At 42.0% G+C, this 18068-nt stretch carries 18 protein-coding genes and 2 pseudogenes; 16 read left to right on the top strand and 4 right to left on the bottom strand.

Annotation, left to right across the window (positions count from 1 at the left end; all coding sequences use genetic code 11):
• The first annotated feature begins 98 nt into the window (after positions 1-98).
• The 11 genes and pseudogenes from IPM95_11255 to IPM95_11205 all read left to right on the top strand — a co-directional run bounded on the left by IPM95_11255 (position 99) and on the right by IPM95_11205 (position 8902).
• Positions 99-1103 carry a Gfo/Idh/MocA family oxidoreductase gene (locus IPM95_11255; protein MBK9329852.1) on the top strand — a complete coding sequence of 335 codons (1005 nt, stop codon included), beginning with the start codon at positions 99-101 and terminating at the stop codon, positions 1101-1103.
• Positions 1104-1595, top strand: a complete 492-nt coding sequence (locus tag IPM95_11250; protein ID MBK9329851.1) for an N-acetyltransferase — start codon at positions 1104-1106, stop codon at positions 1593-1595.
• 3 nt (positions 1596-1598) lie between these two features.
• Positions 1599-2699, top strand: coding sequence for a DegT/DnrJ/EryC1/StrS family aminotransferase (locus IPM95_11245; GenBank protein MBK9329850.1), 1101 nt, complete (start codon positions 1599-1601; stop codon positions 2697-2699).
• Positions 2699-3316: pseudogene (locus IPM95_11240) on the top strand (NeuD/PglB/VioB family sugar acetyltransferase). The gene IPM95_11245 and the pseudogene IPM95_11240 overlap by 1 nt, the downstream one beginning before the upstream one ends.
• Positions 3313-4241: pseudogene (locus tag IPM95_11235) on the top strand (glycosyltransferase family 2 protein). Before IPM95_11240 ends, IPM95_11235 begins: the two co-directional pseudogenes overlap by 4 nt.
• An 18-nt stretch (positions 4242-4259) precedes the next feature.
• A complete protein-coding gene (lhgO, locus tag IPM95_11230; GenBank protein MBK9329849.1) occupies positions 4260-5453 on the top strand; it encodes an L-2-hydroxyglutarate oxidase in 1194 nt (397 codons plus the stop codon).
• A gap of 16 nt (positions 5454-5469) precedes the next feature.
• The gene (locus tag IPM95_11225) at positions 5470-5721 is read left to right on the top strand and encodes a GDP-mannose 4,6-dehydratase (GenBank protein ID MBK9329848.1); all 252 of its coding nucleotides are present in this window, start codon (positions 5470-5472) and stop codon (positions 5719-5721) included.
• A gap of 192 nt (positions 5722-5913) precedes the next feature.
• Entirely contained in the window at positions 5914-6843 is a 930-nt protein-coding gene (locus IPM95_11220; protein ID MBK9329847.1) for a WxcM-like domain-containing protein, read from the top strand.
• Positions 6844-7950: a DegT/DnrJ/EryC1/StrS family aminotransferase gene (locus IPM95_11215; protein ID MBK9329846.1), complete on the top strand. Its 1107-nt coding sequence runs from the start codon at positions 6844-6846 to the stop codon at positions 7948-7950.
• Between the two features lie 7 nt (positions 7951-7957).
• Positions 7958-8599, top strand: coding sequence for a glycosyltransferase family 2 protein (locus tag IPM95_11210; GenBank protein MBK9329845.1), 642 nt, complete (start codon positions 7958-7960; stop codon positions 8597-8599).
• A 96-nt stretch (positions 8600-8695) separates the two neighbouring features.
• Positions 8696-8902, top strand: a complete 207-nt coding sequence (locus IPM95_11205; protein ID MBK9329844.1) for a hypothetical protein — start codon at positions 8696-8698, stop codon at positions 8900-8902.
• A gap of 102 nt (positions 8903-9004) precedes the next feature.
• On the opposite strand, the gene IPM95_11200 is transcribed toward IPM95_11205, so the two are convergent.
• Both IPM95_11200 and IPM95_11195 read right to left on the bottom strand, forming a co-directional pair.
• On the bottom strand, positions 9005-9265 hold the full coding sequence (locus IPM95_11200) for an IS30 family transposase (GenBank protein MBK9329843.1): 261 nt from the start codon (positions 9263-9265) through the stop codon (positions 9005-9007).
• A complete protein-coding gene (locus tag IPM95_11195) occupies positions 9262-9999 on the bottom strand; it encodes an IS30 family transposase (protein MBK9329842.1) in 738 nt (245 codons plus the stop codon). The genes IPM95_11200 and IPM95_11195 overlap by 4 nt, the downstream gene beginning before the upstream one ends.
• A 201-nt stretch (positions 10000-10200) precedes the next feature.
• On the opposite strand from IPM95_11195, the gene IPM95_11190 reads away from it, so the two are divergent.
• From IPM95_11190 to IPM95_11170, 5 genes are all read left to right on the top strand, one after another.
• Positions 10201-11172, top strand: coding sequence for an NAD-dependent epimerase/dehydratase family protein (locus tag IPM95_11190; protein MBK9329841.1), 972 nt, complete (start codon positions 10201-10203; stop codon positions 11170-11172).
• 6 nt (positions 11173-11178) lie between these two features.
• Complete coding sequence (locus IPM95_11185; GenBank protein MBK9329840.1) at positions 11179-12306, top strand: DegT/DnrJ/EryC1/StrS family aminotransferase; 1128 nt, start codon at positions 11179-11181, stop codon at positions 12304-12306.
• 11 nt (positions 12307-12317) lie between these two features.
• Complete coding sequence (locus IPM95_11180) at positions 12318-13526, top strand: hypothetical protein (protein MBK9329839.1); 1209 nt, start codon at positions 12318-12320, stop codon at positions 13524-13526.
• On the top strand, positions 13516-14250 hold the full coding sequence (locus IPM95_11175) for a hypothetical protein (GenBank protein MBK9329838.1): 735 nt from the start codon (positions 13516-13518) through the stop codon (positions 14248-14250). Before IPM95_11180 ends, IPM95_11175 begins: the two co-directional genes overlap by 11 nt.
• A 127-nt stretch (positions 14251-14377) precedes the next feature.
• Positions 14378-16309, top strand: a complete 1932-nt coding sequence (locus IPM95_11170) for a hypothetical protein (GenBank protein MBK9329837.1) — start codon at positions 14378-14380, stop codon at positions 16307-16309.
• Here the strand turns inward: IPM95_11170 and IPM95_11165 are convergent.
• Both IPM95_11165 and IPM95_11160 read right to left on the bottom strand, forming a co-directional pair.
• Positions 16306-17043, bottom strand: coding sequence for a glycosyltransferase family 2 protein (locus IPM95_11165; GenBank protein ID MBK9329836.1), 738 nt, complete (start codon positions 17041-17043; stop codon positions 16306-16308). The genes IPM95_11170 and IPM95_11165 overlap by 4 nt on opposite strands.
• On the bottom strand, positions 17040-18068 hold the full coding sequence (locus IPM95_11160) for a glycosyltransferase family 61 protein (protein MBK9329835.1): 1029 nt from the start codon (positions 18066-18068) through the stop codon (positions 17040-17042). The genes IPM95_11165 and IPM95_11160 overlap by 4 nt, the downstream gene beginning before the upstream one ends.

Below are 18068 nucleotides of genomic sequence, written 5' to 3'. Positions count from 1 at the left end.
TTACACCGTATAAGTTACGGCAAATAACGTTCATTTTGATGGTGTTTTATTTCTGCCATTATAAAAATAGTTTCTTAGATTTGTGTGCTTGAACAGACATGATTAACATAGCAATTATAGGATACGGATACTGGGGTCCCAATTTAGTCAGAAATTTCTCATCCACCGCCGGATGTTTCGTGCATACCGTTGTCGATTTCCGGGCCGAACGGCTGGAGGTTGCCAAACGCAACCACAACAGCATCCAGATATCTTCCGACACAGAAGATGTCTTTAGCAACAAGGACATAGACGCCATTGTGATTGCCACCCCGGTCTTCACACATTATAATCTGGCCAAAAAAGCGCTCGAACACGGCAAGCATGTACTGCTCGAAAAACCCATGACCAGTAAAGTAACAGAAGCAGAGGAGTTAATAGAACTGGCAGCCAAATACAACAAGGTATTAATGGTAGACCACACCTTCCTCTATACAGGTGCCGTCCAGAAGATGAAGGCCATGATTGAATCCGGTGAAATCGGGAAAGTGAAATATTTTGATTCGACGCGTATCAACCTGGGATTGTTCCAGCCGGATGTCAATGTGTTATGGGATTTAGCCCCGCACGACATTTCCATTCTAACCTATCTGGTACCCGAAAAGCCTTATAGTGTTCAGGCTACCGGCATCTCGCACACCAACAACGGCATCGAGAATATCGCCTACCTGACGGTCAATTACCATTCAGACTTTATCGCACACTTCAATTGTTCCTGGACATCCCCTGTAAAAATCAGGATGATGCTGATTGGCGGAGATAAAAAAATGGTGGTGTATAATGACCTGGAGCCAACGGAAAAGATAAAGGTATATGACACCGGTTTCAGTCATAAAACCGACGAAGAAAAAAACAGGATCCTGGTTGACTACCGTGCCGGAGATATCCATATCCCGAAAGTAGATTCTAAAGAAGCGCTGGCAGGCATGGCTGCCGATTTCATTTCTGCCATCACACAACAGACAACTCCCATCTCCAACTATCAATCGGGGTTAGAGGTGATACGAATACTGGAAGCGGCTCAGGAATCCATCAAAAACAAAGGTAAAGAAATCATCGTCTAAATGGAAAAAATAACCCAGAACCATCCCAAGCAGTCCCTGAATAATGTTTCCGTCGGAAGCAATGTAAAAATTTATGACTTTGTAAATGCCTACCATTGCAGCATCGACGATAATTCCAAAGTGGGCACCTTTGTAGAAATCCAGAAAGGGGCCAGCATCGGGAAAAACTGCAAGATATCTTCCCACAGCTTTATATGTGAGGGCGTTCACATTGAAGATAATGTATTTATCGGGCATGGGGTGATGTTTACCAATGACCTGTTTCCGCGCGCCACCAACCCGGACGGTTCCGCACAAACGGATGCAGACTGGACCTTGGTGGAAACCTTTGTAAAAAAGGGAGCCTCCATTGGCAGCAATGCCACTATCCTGTGCGGCATCACCATCGGAGAAAATGCGCTGGTGGGAGCCGGCGCCGTGGTGACCAAAGATGTTCCGCCCCATACCATCGTTGCGGGAAATCCTGCAAGAATTATTAAAACTATCGACTAAAAGATTATGGAGAAAATACCTTGTTTAGACTTGAGGGGACAACACCAACAGGTGAAAGCGGAAATATTCGAACTATTTGAAAAAGTGTATGAAAAAACTGCTTTTTCTGGCGGCCCGTTTGTGGAAGAATTTGAAAAGAGTTTCGCCCGGTATTGCAATACGTCTTATGCAGTGGGTGTCAGCAACGGAACCACTGCGCTCCATTTGGCCATGATAGCCTTAGGCATCGGTGCAGGAGATGAGGTCATTATTCCCGCTAACACATTTATTGCGACTGCATGGGGACCAAGCCATGCAGGCGCTACACCGGTATTTGTAGATTGTACGGCAGACACCTGGGAAATCGACACTGCAAAAATTGAAGAAAAAATTACCCCAAAGACCAAAGCCATCATTGGCGTTCATCTATATGGACAACCCTTTAATATTGATGCGGTGGCTGCCATTTGCAAAAAACATCAGCTGCTTTTTATTGAAGATGCCGCACAGGCACAGGGCGCACGCTTTAAAGGCCAGCCTGTAGGCGGTTTTGGTGAAATGGCCTGCTTCAGTTTCTATCCCGGCAAGAACCTGGGTGCCTGTGGAGAAGCCGGTGGTATCACGACCAATCATGAATCATACTATACACACCTGCAAAGTTTGCGTAACCATGGCTGCAAGGTTCGGTATTACCACGATGAAGTAGGATACAATTACAGGATGGGTGGCCTTGAAGGCGCATCGCTGACCGTGAAACTGCGCTACCTGGAAGGATGGAACAACCGGAGACGGGCTATCGCCAAACGTTATCAATCCGAAATTACCAATCCGAAAATAAAGATGCAGGCACAGCCGGAATGGGCGGACTCTGTATTTCATTTATTCGTGGTGACCACTGAAGACAAGGATGGTTTTTGCCAATTCCTGAATGAACATAACATTTCACCGGCATTCCACTATCCTGTACCTTGCCATCTGCAAAAAGCATACGCCCATTTAGGCTATAAAGAAGGTGACTTCCCGAATGCAGAATACCTGGCAGCACATTGCGTCTCGTTGCCGATGTACGCTGAACTGACCGACGAACAAGTCAGTCATGTAATTGAGGCCATAAACAACTACTAATGCAGGAATTACTCATTTTCCCCTACAATGGCAATGGATTAGAAGCATTAGATTGTTTAGGGTAAAATTTCTCCTTTATCGGATTTGTAGATGATACCAAAGAAAAACAAGGAATGGCACCCGGCGGTTTTCCGGTATTCGACAGAAGTGCTTTTGAAAAACACCCGAATGCCAAAGTACTGGCGGTTCCGGGAAGTCCTGCCAGCTATACCATCCGTAAACAGCTCATTGATTCATTGGGAATTCCAGAAAGCAGGTTTGCTACTGTCATTCATCCGAGAGCATCCGTTTCAGAAAATGCGCAGGTGGGCACCAACTGTTTAATTTATGCAGGCGTGGTGATTACTGCCAATGCAACAATCGGCAACCACATCTGCATACTGCCCAATACCGTTATCCACCACGATACCACTATCGGCGATTACACCTTGATTGGCTCCAATATATGTATTGCAGGCTATACAGCTATAGGTGATAACTGTTATATCGGAAGCGGGTCCAATATTATCAATAACATCCGGGTCGGAAATAACGTACTGATTGGAATGGGCAGCAATGTCATTAAGAATGTAGAAAACAACAGCAAAGTCGTCGGTAATCCGGCCAGAGCAATATGAAGAAAGGCATATCCATAATTATTCCTTTGTATAACGAGGCTGAAGGGGTACCTGTATTGGTAACTGCCTTGAACGCTTTTTTTTGCCGACAAGCAGACGCTGCCTATTGAAATTATTTTTATCAATGACGGTTCTACAGACGGTTCATTTGAAATACTGCAACAGCAATCATTCAAAAACTATTCCACGCAGCTTATTTCTTTTTCCAAAAACTATGGCTCACATGCCGCCCTACGCGCAGGCATTCTTCATGCGAAGATGGAATACATTACATTCATGTACGCCGATTTGCAGGACCCATTGGAACTGGTCTATCAGATGTATGAAAAAGCGAAACAAGGTTTTGATATCGTATGGGCAAACCGAAACAACACGAATAACTCTTTGTTTGAAACGTTATTTTCCCGTTTCTATGCGCGGATGATGCAAAAATTTGCCTTTTCTAATTTCCCTGATAAAGGTTTTGATATCGTATTCTTTAATTCCAAAGTCACCCGACAACTCAACGATAATATAGAATCCAATTCCTCCATTTTCTTACAGATACTGGGAATGGGATTTACACAAGCCTCTATTCTGTATAATAAGAAAGAAAGAGCCATCGGAAAATCAAAATGGACACTGGGCAAGAAAATAAAACTATTTATCGATTCCTTCGTGGCATTCTCCTATGCACCTATCCGTTTTGTATCGCTGATGGGAATGCTGTTTTTTACTTTCGGGATTTTCTGGACCATTTATATTGCATCCCGTAAGATAATGTATGATGACCTGGCCTCCGGATGGCCTGCTCTGACGTCTATCTTATTGCTTGGTTTTGGATTAACTAATATCGCACTGGGCATAATCGCCGAATATTTATGGCGGACACTGGATGCCAGCCGCAAAACGGCCTGTTTTCATTATTGATCAAATCATTGATTTAAATCCTTCGAACAATAAGATGTACGACATTATCATTATCGGCGGCATTGTGGGATTGGCTACAGCCCTGCATCTGCTAGAGCAGCAACCCGGTTTAAACGTCCTGATTTTAGAGAAAGAAGGGGATATTGCCCGGCATCAGACCGGCAACAATTCGGGCGTGATCCATTCCGGTATTTATTACAAACCCGGAAGTTTGCGCGCTGTCAACTGTTTGCGCGGCTACAAGATGTTGCTGGAATTCTGCGATGCGGAAAACATTCCGTATGATATCTGCGGCAAGATCATCGTTGCCACCCGCGAAGACGAATTGGATCGCCTTCAAAATATCTACCAGCGGGGTTTGGAGAATGGCCTTGCAGGAATGGAATTATTAAATGCCGCCGACATCAAAAAGCATGAGCCGCACTGTGCCGGCATCCGGGGAATTTTCGTGCCGCAAACCGGTATCATTGACTATACTGCCGTATCCAAAAGATACGCCGAAAAAATAAAGCGCCTGAACGGATCGATTGCCTGCAACCAGAAAGTGACCGGCATTCAGGTTGCGGCTCAGGAGATAAAAGTAAAGACGACAGATGCAGCTTATTCCTGTAAACTGCTTATCAACTGCGCCGGATTGTATTCCGATAAGATTGCGCAAATGACACAAAATAACGTGTCGGTAAAAATAATTCCGTTCCGCGGCGAGTATTATACGCTGAAAAAGGAAAAGGAACACCTGGTGAATCATCTTATCTATCCTGTTCCGGATCCCAATTTCCCCTTCCTGGGCGTACATTTCACCCGCTTTATTCAGGGCGGCGTAGAGGCGGGGCCGAATGCCGTGCTGGCCTACGCCCGCGAAGGATATCATAAATCCGATATCGTGTGGAAGGAGTTTTTCGAATCTGTCACCTATCCCGGATTTTTAAGGATGGCCTTTAAAAACTGGAGAACCGGCATCGGCGAGATGCGCCGTTCCTATTCCAAGAAAGCGTTTACTGCGGCACTGCAGCGCTTACTGCCCGAACTGCAGCTAGATGACCTGCTGCCGGGTGATGCCGGTGTACGGGCCTCCGCCATGGACAGAAACGGCAATGTGGTGGATGATTTCATCATAGAGAAACAGGACAACATCATCCATGTGCTGAACACGCCCTCGCCAGCGGCAACAGCCTCGTTATCCATAGGTCTTACCATCGCTGAAATGGCATGGAAAGAACTTAAATAATCTTTATCTTTGCAGCATGAACAACAAGATTACCGATGCCACTATTCTGGCAACAGGCGGAGCCGGATTTGTAGGCTCTTATGTAGTGGAAGAACTGTTACAGCACCAGCCCAAAAAGATTATCATTATCGACAACCTGATACGAGGTTCGCATTACAATATGCAGTCATTCATCAGCAATCCCGTGGTGGAATTTATTGAAGGCGATGTACGGGATGCCGCCTTGCTCGAAAAATGCATTACCTACAGAGATGCTGTTCCTTTTTAACAAATCTATTGTTTAACACTTTAAACTTCCACCTTACGATTTAACGTTTTGAAAATAACCCAAATTTTAATACCTTTGAAGCAATAGGAAAATCCTCATAAGATTTTTTATATTGAAACTTTTATTGATGTAAGCTAAATTTTACAAACAACATAAAAATATATTTAAATTTTGCGATATAAAAGTCCATATATTATAGAGTTCGACAAGATTGGTGAGAGTTCTATTGGTTATATCTCAGTTGCCCAAGCACAGGAAAAAATACCTTTCAATATTGAACGAGTTTTTTGGACGTACTATACCCCAGAAAGCATTGTAAGGGGGCGGCATGCCCATCATCGTACGGAACAGGTATTGGTGGCTGTGACCGCCAAGACCATTTTAACAACGGAATCGCCCAACGGGAAAACAGAAGTGTTTATTCTGGATACACCCAATAAGGGAGTTTATATCCCCCCGCATGCTTGGCATACTGTGCAATATTCACGCACCGCCGTTCAATTGGTATTCGCCTCCACGAAATTCGACGAAAAAGATTACATAAGGGAATATGAGCAATTCAAAAAACCGATTATCACCCATAATTCGGCAGAAGTTAAAACCCAAATGGTCGGTGCCGGTACTGTCATTTGGCAGTTTGCTGTTATATTAGAAGGAGCGGTAATTGGGCAGGACTGCAATATCAATTGTCATACCTTTATTGAAAATGATGTTGTGATAGGTAATAATGTTACATTGAAATGTGGAGTATACCTCTGGAATGGAATTACGCTGGAAGATAATGTTTTTGTTGGCCCCAATACAACATTTACAAATGACAAGTATCCCAGGTCGGGGGTACACCTTGGGCCACGGCTTCGTACTATTGTCAAAAGCGGGGCTTCCATTGGCGCTAATGCTACCATACTGGCAGGAACAGTGATTGGTTCATATGCATTGATTGGTGCTGGTGCCGTAGTAACCCGGTCGGTACCTGGTTTTGCCCTTGTAGCAGGTAATCCGGCCAGTATAATAGGATGGGTGGATGAAAAGGGAAATAAGATGCAGTTGGATGGAAATACCTGGGTAGCCATTGATGGCCGTCGTTTTAAAGTGGAGAATAACCAGTTAATGCCAATCTAAATGCAGGTGCCCTTTTTGTCTTTTAATGAAATGAACCAGTCGATCAAACGGGAAGTTATGGTTGCGTTTGAACAATTCTTTGACAGTAATTCTTATGTGCTGGGTAACAGGCTTCGCCTATTTGAAAATGAATATGCGAATTTTAACGGAATTGCACATTGTGTGGGTATTAGTAATGGGTTGGAAGCCCTGCACATAGCCTTGAAGACCTTAAATATTGGGAAGGGTGATGAAGTGATCGTTCCATCCAATACGTATATCGCAACGGTTATGGCTGTTTCGTATGTCGGTGCAACGCCAGTTTTTGCTGAGCCGGATGCACTCACCTACAATATTGACCCCCTAAAAATTGAAGAGAAGATTACCGGCCGGACGAAATGCATTATGCCGGTGCATTTATACGGACAGAGTTGTGAAATGGATAAGATAATGGATATCGCAAAACGACACGGGTTATATGTGGTGGAGGATAATGCACAATCGCAGGGAGCTGTATGTATGGGTAAAATGACCGGTAGTTTTGGAAACATCAATGCTACCAGTTTTTATCCGGGTAAGAACCTGGGTGCGCTGGGTGATGCCGGGGCTATTACCACCAATGATGCAGCGTTGGCCGGCAGGGCTGAGCTCTTAAGAAATTACGGATCAAAAGAAAAATATTATAATGAAGAGATCGGGTTAAATGCTAGGCTGGATGAATGTCAGGCGGCCATATTGAGTATTAAGTTGAAATACCTGGAGGAATGGAATAAGGAACGAAACCGGATCGCAGGCTGGTATATGGAGCAATTGAAAGAGGTTACCGGAATTATACTTCCGGAAGTAGCAGATAATTGCACCAGCGTATATCATTTGTTTGTGATACGGACAGCAAAACGCAGCAACTTACAAAAATACCTGGCAGAGAATGGGATTGGTACCCTGATACATTACCCGGTTCCGCCCCATCTTCAAAAGGCATATTCATATTTGAATTATAAACCCGGAAGTTTTCCCATTGCAGAGAATATGGCTGCAACATGTTTGAGTTTACCGCTTTATATTGGCCTTAAACTTGATGAAGTGACCTATATTTGTGATACTATAAAGAATTTTTGCTCCAAATAAAATACAGATGCCAAAGATCAGTATCATCATCCCTTGTTATTTCAATGAACAGAATATCCCTGTTTCTTCTAAGGTACTCGTGGAAAATGAGGCCAATTTTCCCCCAAGCACCTTGTTTGAATACGTAATGGTAGATGACGGATCAAAAGACAATACCTATCAGGAGCTCCTTACATTTCACCGGCAATACCCTTCAAAAGTGAAGATCATCAAACTAGCAGGAAATGTCGGCTCCTATAATGCGATACTGGCGGGCATGAAACACGCTACCGGCGACTGCTGTTGTATTACATCCGCCGATCTACAGGATCCAGTCGAGTTGATACCGAAAATGTTTGCACATTGGTCTAATGGGGTAAAATTGGTAATGGCCAACCGGGAGAAAAGAGAAGATTCTTTTTTTCAAAGAAACTTTTCGAATCTCTTTCATTTCCTGGTACGAAAATTTGCCCTGAGCAATATCCCCTCCGGAGGTTTTGATTTTGTGCTATTTGACAAAAAACTGAAAGACGAGGTCATTAAAATGAATGAGAAAAACACCAATACCCTCTATTTGCTTCCCTGGCTGGGATATGACTTTGTAGTCATTCCTTACACCAGGAGAAAACGGACATTGGGAAAATCCCGATGGACACTGGCTAAAAAATAAAACTCTTCATAGATTCATTTGTATCGTTTTTCATTTTTCCCGATTCGAGCCATTTCATTCATGGGGTTTTTGATGGCTTTCTTAGCTATTATTTATATGCTGGTACTTTTTATAAATAAACTAATAGGAGGAATAGATGTAAAAGGATGGACGACCATCATGATTCTTATATTGATAGTTTCTTCTTTCCAGATGATAGCTTTGGGCATTATTGGTGAATATGTGTGGCGCACACTTGATGCAATACGCAATAGGCCTATTTATATCATAGAAGAAATCGTAGACACAAACAGAAAAATATAATCTAACCAACCGCCAATGATTTCAAATAATAAACCAAGCTCAGGTTTTTATGTAATTTTATTTTTAAATTTAACCTTATAACCTTCTATTAAATTGCTGAATTCAAGTAATAAATGTAATTTTGTTTAAAATAGGTTTATCGTTAGTAAAAATAGCTTTTGCTATTTCATTTGGGGTATAAAAACTGAGTTTTTTTCTAGGTCTGTTGTTGAGTTTTACTTCTATTTCGTTCAACCTTTCTTGTGTTAAGTTCTCAAAGGATGATTTTTTAGGAATATATCTGCGAATAAGACCGTTGGTATTTTCCACGGTTCCACATTCATAGCTGGAGTAGGGATGTGTAAAATAGTATTGAATATTCAGCTCCTTTGTATTACTTGATGCATAGTAAACTCTTTGCCATTATCGGATGTAATAGTGTGTAGGTAAGGTTTATATTTTTTCAGGGTTTTGGTTTGTTGGGACAATTGCATGGCATTTTTGCTTTCCAACAACACTAATTTGGTGAATAATGTCTTTCTATCCACCAAGGTTAAAATGGCTCCTTTGTGATTAGCACCGATGATGGTATCTTGTTCAAAGTCTCCGAAACGCATCCTGTTGTTGGCGGCTTCCGGACGCAGTTCAATACTGATTTTATTCGCTATCTGCCCCTGTTGCTGTCTTATTCCCACGTTTTTTCTGCCTCTTTGCTTGCGAGCCAGGTATTGATAAAGCACACCACCCTGTTTTTTGTTCTTCCAGATATACTGATAAATGGTTTCATGGCTGACCGTAGGTTTCCCTTCCAGTGTCAGGCGACAGCTGATTTGCTCCGGGGATAATTCCTGCTGTAAAAGATGGTCTACTTGAAGTTGAACGGAGGAGGTGAAATTAGTATGCTTCTGCTTAGTCTGATGCCTGAACACAGTATACTGATGCGCGTTTGCAGCGTCATACTTGCCGGAGTACATCTTATTCCTGCGAATTTCTCTGCTAACACAGGATTCACTCTTGCCAATATAGCGCGCAATCTGTTTTTGGCTGAATTGTTTTGACAATAAGGTTGCGATTTGATACCTTTGCTCTGCGGTGAGTTGTTTAAATGTACGATTCATTTGCAATTAAGTTTAAGCACTTCAAATATAGTGGGTGAAAGCCCACTATGTTTGAAACTTTTAATTGCATTTATGATTTGAACTTAGGATTAGGCTATAAGGTTCTTTAACAAGCCCCTTAATCGTATTTAATTTTAAGCCATACAACGAATTTGCAGGGAATGGCATGGAAAGAACTTAAATAATCTTTACCTTTGCAGCATGAACAATAAGATTTCCGATGCCACTATTCTGGTAACAGGAGGAGCCGGATTTGTAGGCTCTTATGTAGTGGAAGAACTGTTGCAGCACCAGCCCAAAAAGATTATCATTATCGACAACCTGATACGGGGTTCGCATTACAATATGCAATCATTCATCAGCAATCCCGTGGTGGAATTTATTGAAGGCGATGTACGGGATGCCGCCTTGCTGGAAAAATGCATCTCCGGCTGCGATTATGTCTTTCACATGGCAGCACTGCGCATCAATGCCTGTGCGGCCAATCAGCAGGATGGTTTTGATGTGATGCTGCAGGCGACGTTTAATGTGGCGGAGTTTTGCAAGAAACATGCCGTTAAAAAGGTGATCTACAGTTCAAGCGCTTCCGTTTACGGGCTGGCACAGCATTTTCCGACACCGGAAACAGATAATCCGTACAATAACCAGACGTTCTACGGAGCGGCAAAAATGTGGGGTGAACAGCTATTCCGTTCCTACAAATTCATGCACGGCCTGGATTACGTCGCTTTGCGTTATTTCAATGTTTACGGGGAACGAATGGATACGGACGGAAAATATACGGAAGTGATGATAAAATGGCTGGACTGCATCCGCGACAACAAGCAGCCGGCCATCTTCGGTGACGGAACCGATACCATGGATTTTGTTCATGTGAAAGATGTGGCGCACAGCAATATCCTGGCATTGCTGGCGGATGTGACGGACGAGGTGTTTAATGTGGGCGTTCAACGGGAAACTTCCCTGAAAGAATTGCTGGAAACCTTACTGAAGGTAAACCACTGTCAGTTGGAACCGGTATTTAAAGAAGCCAACTCCGTTAACCCGGTCAAGAAAAGAATCGCCGATTTAAGTAAAATAAAAACACTGTTAGGCTACCAGCCAAGCATTACACTGGAAGAAGGGCTGAAGGCTCTATCGGACTGGTATTTTAACTTACAAGAACAAAAATAACACCTCATGATTCCTGTTGCCAAACCCTACTTAGACAAAGACGATGCGCAGAACGCTTATGACACCATCTTAACCGGATGGGTGACGCAGGGGCCGCGAGTGCAGGAATTTGAAGAAAAATTTGCGCACTATGTGGGCAGTAAATATGCCGTGGCATTATCCAACTGTACGACCGCGCTTCATCTTGCGATGATAGTGGCCGGCGTTGGACCGGAGGATGAAGTGATTTGCCCGTCCATGAGTTATGTGGCCACGGCGAATTCGATCCGGTATGTGGGCGCTAAAGTGGTTTTTGCGGAAGTGCATCCGGAAACCTATAACCTGGATGTGGAGGATGTGCGGAAAAGAATCACCTCCAAAACCAAAGCGATATTGGTCGTACATCAGATTGGTATGCCCGCCGATATCGACGCCTTTAAGGCATTGTGCACGGAGAAAAACCTGATACTGATAGAAGATGCCGCCTGCGCCGCGGGTTCTTCCTATAAGGGTAAAAAAATCGGCAGCCATTCGGATCTGGTTTGTTTTTCCTTTCATCCGCGCAAGGTGATTACTACGGGTGATGGCGGCATGATTACAACCAGCAAGGAGGCTTACAGGGACCGCATCAAACTGCTGAGACAGCATGCGATGAGTGTGAACGACCGGGTGCGTCACGAATCGAATAAAATTATCTTTGAAGACCATATCGAATTGGGCTACAACTACCGCATGACCGATATTCAGGCGGCAGTTGGCATTAAACAGCTGGAAAAACTGGACTTCATCGTGGCGGAACGCAGAAAAATAGCACATCAGTACAACGAAGCATTTAAAGATATTGAAACCGTAAGATTACCTTTGGAGGCGCCGGGTTATTTCAGCAATTATCAGTCGTACAGTGTCTATTTAAAACCGGAATGCCGCATCAGCCGGAATGACCTGATGCAGGCGATGCTGGATAAGGGAATTTCCACCCGAAGAGGTATCGTCACCTCTCACCACGAAACGGCGTATAAAGAATACAGTCAGGGGTTATCCCTTCCTGTTTCGGAAGATGCCAGCGACAGAAGCATTATCCTTCCCTTGTATTACCCGATGGAACGGAAGGATGTGGAATATGTAATCAGTGTTTTTAAATCATTAGTAGTATAAATAATTCAAATATGCGTATTGGCTTTTTCAATAATATCGGTTACACACTTTTAACCTTTATAACTACTTATATAATAGGTCATTTAGTTTATGGATTAATTTCAGGGGGAAGTAAATCATCAACAAAATCTGAGTTTGTCAAAAATGCTATTGGAACAGTAACAATTATTGTCTTGTACTCAACGTTCAAAACCAAATTAATTACTATTAATATTGGTTTTTTCTTGTTGTTTCTGCTTTATTGGTGGCACAATCGGCCAAAGTTAAACACTCAATTTAAAATAGACGGAAAAATAGTATTGGTTCAATTATTAATATTAACCATTCTTTATACTTTCTTGTATTTACTACTATTTGGAATCAAAGAACGTCCATATATCTGGCTAATGATAGATCATACGCTTTATGCTACTTATATTGACAAACTTAATGCAATTGGCGTTGAAGGAAAAGAATCCGACCTATTCTTTAAGGAGCCCGTAAGAAATATATATCACTTCGGAGAGCTTTGGTATACTGCTTTTTTTTCCTGGATATATAAACACAATACTTTACAGGTGTTATATTTTTCTGTATTTCCCAGCTTCCTTACTACAATATTTGTTGGAGGAAAGGCGCTGACTGAATATTATTTTAAGAAAAATAAATCGTATCAATGGATTGCTCCATTTTCAATTATTATTTTATCCGGCATTGTGTTCTATTTTCCAAAATCTGTTGAATTCTTTAGCCTAAGCTGGGGAAATGATACTATTTTATCTTGTATTAAATACTCTCCACTGACTATACTTTTCATAGCAGCATTTTTTTATATTATCGATAAAAATTTTTATAACGCTATTTTAATAATGCTTGCATGTACATTAATAAATTCAGCAACATCACCTGCCGTTTTTATTGGACTTACAGTATTTATTTGCGTATTGTTTTGTTTAAAAGACATTAAAATAAAAGACACACTATTGGCTTTTATACCAATACTGTTAATTGGTCTCTTTATAGCAAGCTACGCTATCTTAATAGGCGTTCTTAATAAAAAAAATTTATCTTTTGATAACTCTTATGAAGCCAATTTTTCTTTAACTGACAAACTTACAGATTTACTGTACTACAAAACGTTCTTCAATTGTATGATTGGTACTTTGATTAAGTTTTTTAAGCGCCCTTCCTTTTGGGGTACTAGTGTTATTCGTAGGGAAAAAATGGGTTATGGAAAATAAATACCTGTTAATTTTTTGTGGTTCTTTTATTTTGTCAACATCTGTAGCTTATGGTATATTTCATTTCGATTTTGATGGTACTCAGTTTTGGACTGTAGTATATATTCCACTAATGGCTGTATTTCTTTTCTCAATTATAATATCAACGAATGCATTCAATCCTTCTTTAAAAACAAAAGCTATAACCAGTCTTCTATTTATACTATTATTTTATCCCTATTTATTTATTAATAAAACAGGTTTAAATTTCAGACAGTATACTACTTCTTTAAGATTCATCTCAGACAATATACCACCTAACCATAAAGAAAACATTGCAGTTTTTTATCCAAAAGCTGTCCCTGTACATGTTGCAGGTTATGACAAAAATAATTATTATCCTTATAGTTATATAAAATTATACATAAATAATTACCATCCATTTTGTCTTTCTGAGTTTGACACTTTATTAAGCCAAGATCCATATATACAAAATTATCAAATTAACTATCTAAAGCGCTCTGTCTTTTACCGATATGTCGAACTACAGAAGCAGCACAAATTGTTCTCCTCTATAGAACAAAGCCAGCTCGACTTTATAAAAGAAGCTCGTGTAAAATATGTTCTGACGCAGTACGGTGCAGCGCTTCCCGGATTGATATTGCCCTTGGTGGAAAAAGAAATCAAGGACACATTGTCCCCTTCGTCGATGGATAAGCTTTATATCTTAAAGGATTTTAAATAAACTTTGCAGCAGCAATATAGTTATTGATTATAATGCCCCTTATTAATACCTTTGTTATCTGTATGAGAGAATAGAGAGGTGTTAATGCCATCACGCCAACTTAAAACAGCTATCACAATCTGAATACATGGAATCCATCTTTTTATCTAATTTCTTATTCGTGCCGGTTTCATTTTTGTTGACGTACGCTGCCGGCCATACAATCATTTCCTTTATAAAAATGCCGGAAAACCGTCCCTTCTTAAAGGAGTTCCTGACGCTGACAGCCGGATTGTTTACCTTAATCACTCTCTACTCCCTTTATAAGACATCCGGCATCACCATCAATGCGGGTATCGCACTTCTCTCCTTATGTATGGGCTATTGGTTATATACGCATCATTTTTTAAAGGATCCCGGGACAGCGCTTCAGTCCTTCCGCTCGGACATAAAATTCTCTTTCGTCTTTTTACAACTAGGCATCGTTGTATCAGGGTATCTGTTTCTGCTGCTTAAGCTGTATCATCCGCTTTCGGGTGACCTCTACCAGGTGTATGGCGACTTCTACAATTATGCCAAAAACATCCGGCACCTGAACAAAACCGGCATTGAAAGCTACTACTCCGACTGGTACAGCGGCGTGGCTTCGGCAAGAACCCTCTATCATTACGGGGAATTATGGTATGGCGCTTTCGTCAGTCAGGTATTTAAACAACCTCCGTTTATTGCCTTCTATTTTCATGTATTTACCTTTTGCATCGTTCTTTACATTATGGGTGCCGCTGCCATTATAGAATATTTTTTTCCACCCAAAAAGAAATACCTCTATCTGACCGCCATCTGTGTCTTATTCGTATGCGGCCTTTCCTTCTATATCCCCCGTTCCAATTTGTTTACGCGCGGCGACTGGTGGGATAATGGATTATTGTTTCAGCCTAAATACCTGTTTGGTGCACTGGCTACGTTTTATGGAATACTGCTGAGTCCTTCTAAAAAAATCATTCCGTTGGTTTTTATTTCCATGTTATGCGTGCTGTCTTGTGTCGTGATTGCACCGGCAGTATTTATTTGTCTGGCTGTCTATATCCTTTTATTGTTTGTATTAAAAGAGACCGGCTTCAGGGATTTCATTTTTCAGGGTATCTGGATGGCAGCAGCGCTCATCCTGATAGGACTGTATGCATTAGGCATCCAGCATCTCAACGAGCAAACGGCATTCCGTACGGCAGTTGCACCTGAAACAGGCAGGCTTTCATTACTGTATTATTTTAAAACCGTCTTCAACTGTTTTGCGGGACAAATAATCAAGAGCCTGCTGAGCATATTGCCTTACCTGGCCCTGAGTTTATTCGTTATATATCCCAATTGGAAGAAAGTCAGCAAACACTTCCGGGCGATTTTGTTTCTCGTTGTTCTGCATTTCTCTTCCATCCTTGCCTATGCGATCTTCTTCAACAGGGTGGATGCCGTTCAGCTGTGGACCAATATTTATGTTCCGCTGTCAGCGATGGTGTGTTTTGTTTTATTTTTCTATACCCTCAATCATGGGAAAATAATACTCCGGCTCACAGCCGTTATTTTACTGCTGCTTTCTGTCAAACAGGCGGGTATTCTTTCAAGAGGGCCTGTCATTGCTCCATCTTCCCTGCAAAATAGCAGGAACAGCTACACCGGCAAAGCCGCCGTATTTTTTAAGTCCGGCAACGATTTCACTTCCGTATTCAGTAAAAACATAAACATGTACGCTCCCTATCCGTATCTGACTATTTTTTATCCCGATTACAACCCGGTTTGCCTGAGTATTTTTGATATTCCTGTAAGCGACAACCCAATTCTAAGAAAGACAGAAGTGGAAATAATAGAAAACTCGACCTTTAATAAATTCATGCAGGGACAAAAGAAAAAAAATCAATTTGTTTCAACCGGGCAGAGTCAGCTGGATTTCATCCGGCAGCATCACGTTGAATTTGCCTTTGTTTACAGACATTCCCAATTGCCGGCGCTGTTACAGCCTTATGTATTGCAGCGTGTAAAAGATGAAAAGGAAGGGATTACCCTTTACCGGCTTAAAAAGATTTAAGGCTTTTTCATAAAATCGCCGCGCGAAAATTGTTTCTCAATCCAGCAGTACATCAGGATAAAAAAATAACGGCTGCCCATCTCTTTTATTTTCAGTTTTGATTCTCCGTATTTTCTGTTGGTCCACGAATTGGGCACCACCGCATACGAATAGCCTCTTACAATGGCTTTGAGCGGCAGCTCCAGCGTAAGATTAAAGTGCGGGGATAAAAATGGTTTTAACCCTTCCATCGTTTCACGGCGGTAGAGTTTAAACGCATTGGTACAGTCATTGTATTTAAACCGGAAAACAAGTTTTATAATAAAATTGGCAAGACGGTTAATCCTTCTTTTCAATACGGGGTAATCAACCACCCTTCCGCCATTGCTCCACCTGGTTCCAAACACACAGTCGTAATTTCCTTCGAGGGCTTTTCTGTAAAACCTGACCAGATCATTCGGGTCGTCTGACAAATCGGCCATCATCACCGCCACATAATCACCGGTATACCGTTCCAGTCCATACCGCACGGCATACCCGAATCCGTTTGGTCCTGAGTTTGTATAATAGACCAGCGTAGGAATCGATTTAGCCAACTCTTCCAGAACCTTCAGGGTATCATCGGCGGAGTTGTCGTTCGTCACCACAATCTCATGTTCGATATTTTCCCGCTGCAGGGTAGCATATAAGGTGTTCAGCGTTTCTGGCAGGCTGTCCTGTTCATTGTACGCCGGTATGACCACACTCAGTTTCATGATTCTTTCTGTTCTGAATTAAAAATATATTTTTCACACACCGCCTTCAGCTTATTCATATCCGCAGTAATATCATCGTTGTTTTTGTAGCTGAAGTTTCCGGCTCCCGGACACTGGAAATAATAACAATCCGTGCCGTACATGTTGGTCAGATTAAAGTAAGCGTCGTCCGGATGTTCTTCATGAATAATGGTAACAAGAAGTCTGGCGTGAACGGCATATATCATATTCGACATGCCTGCTCCCTGTGTACCGATAACATTTCTCGCATTCACAAACAGTGCTATCTGTTCCTTAACCGTCAGGTCTTCCAGTGTGACAATCTCAAATCCTTTTCCGGATAAATAGTCTATCACCTCCGCTTCATTCAGCAGCCTTCTGTATCGTGCATTTTTTCGGGTGATGAAAATATTCTTCGTCGCTTCCGCAGGAACCGTTACTTCAAATTTTTCGGTTATCCATTTTGCCATATCCCGCAAAATGGGTTCGTACATGGCCAGTCCGCGTGAAGTATAACCCGGGAAAATCACCTTCTCTGCTTTCACCAGATAATCTTCCTGAATGTAACTAACATCCTTGAATCCAAACAGCGCCACATATTGTTTGATAAATCCAGGCGAATCTGCATTTAATATAAGGGTGAGGTTAGGGGCTTCCTCTTTCATTACATAAAGCCTTGGCACCGCCTCCAGCAGCCAGTGATAGTAATTCTGAAAATAGGAATTGTGCGCAATCAGGCAGTCGCCGGATACCTTCACCACCTTGTTCAGCAGGCGTTTTTTGAAAAAACTCAGGTAAAAGGAATTCGGCTTAAACATGGAATAAACGGACTCCCTCACTACCCTGCCATTTTTATATACCACCCCGAAAGGCGACACATAAGCATTGCTGATTTCAAGGCGGCAGACGGCAGGGAACGTTTCTGTCAAATGGATAAATGTATCCTTTAGCGGATGCATCTCCTCGTAATTGGGAGGCGGTTTGCGGGTAATCGTCAACTCAGGATATAGTACCGTTCTTTTCAA

Source organism: Sphingobacteriales bacterium, assembly GCA_016719635.1.
In the GTDB taxonomy this organism is placed as follows: Bacteria; Bacteroidota; Bacteroidia; order Chitinophagales; family JADIYW01; genus JADJSS01.
This window is presented reverse-complemented; position numbering and strand designations above follow the sequence as displayed.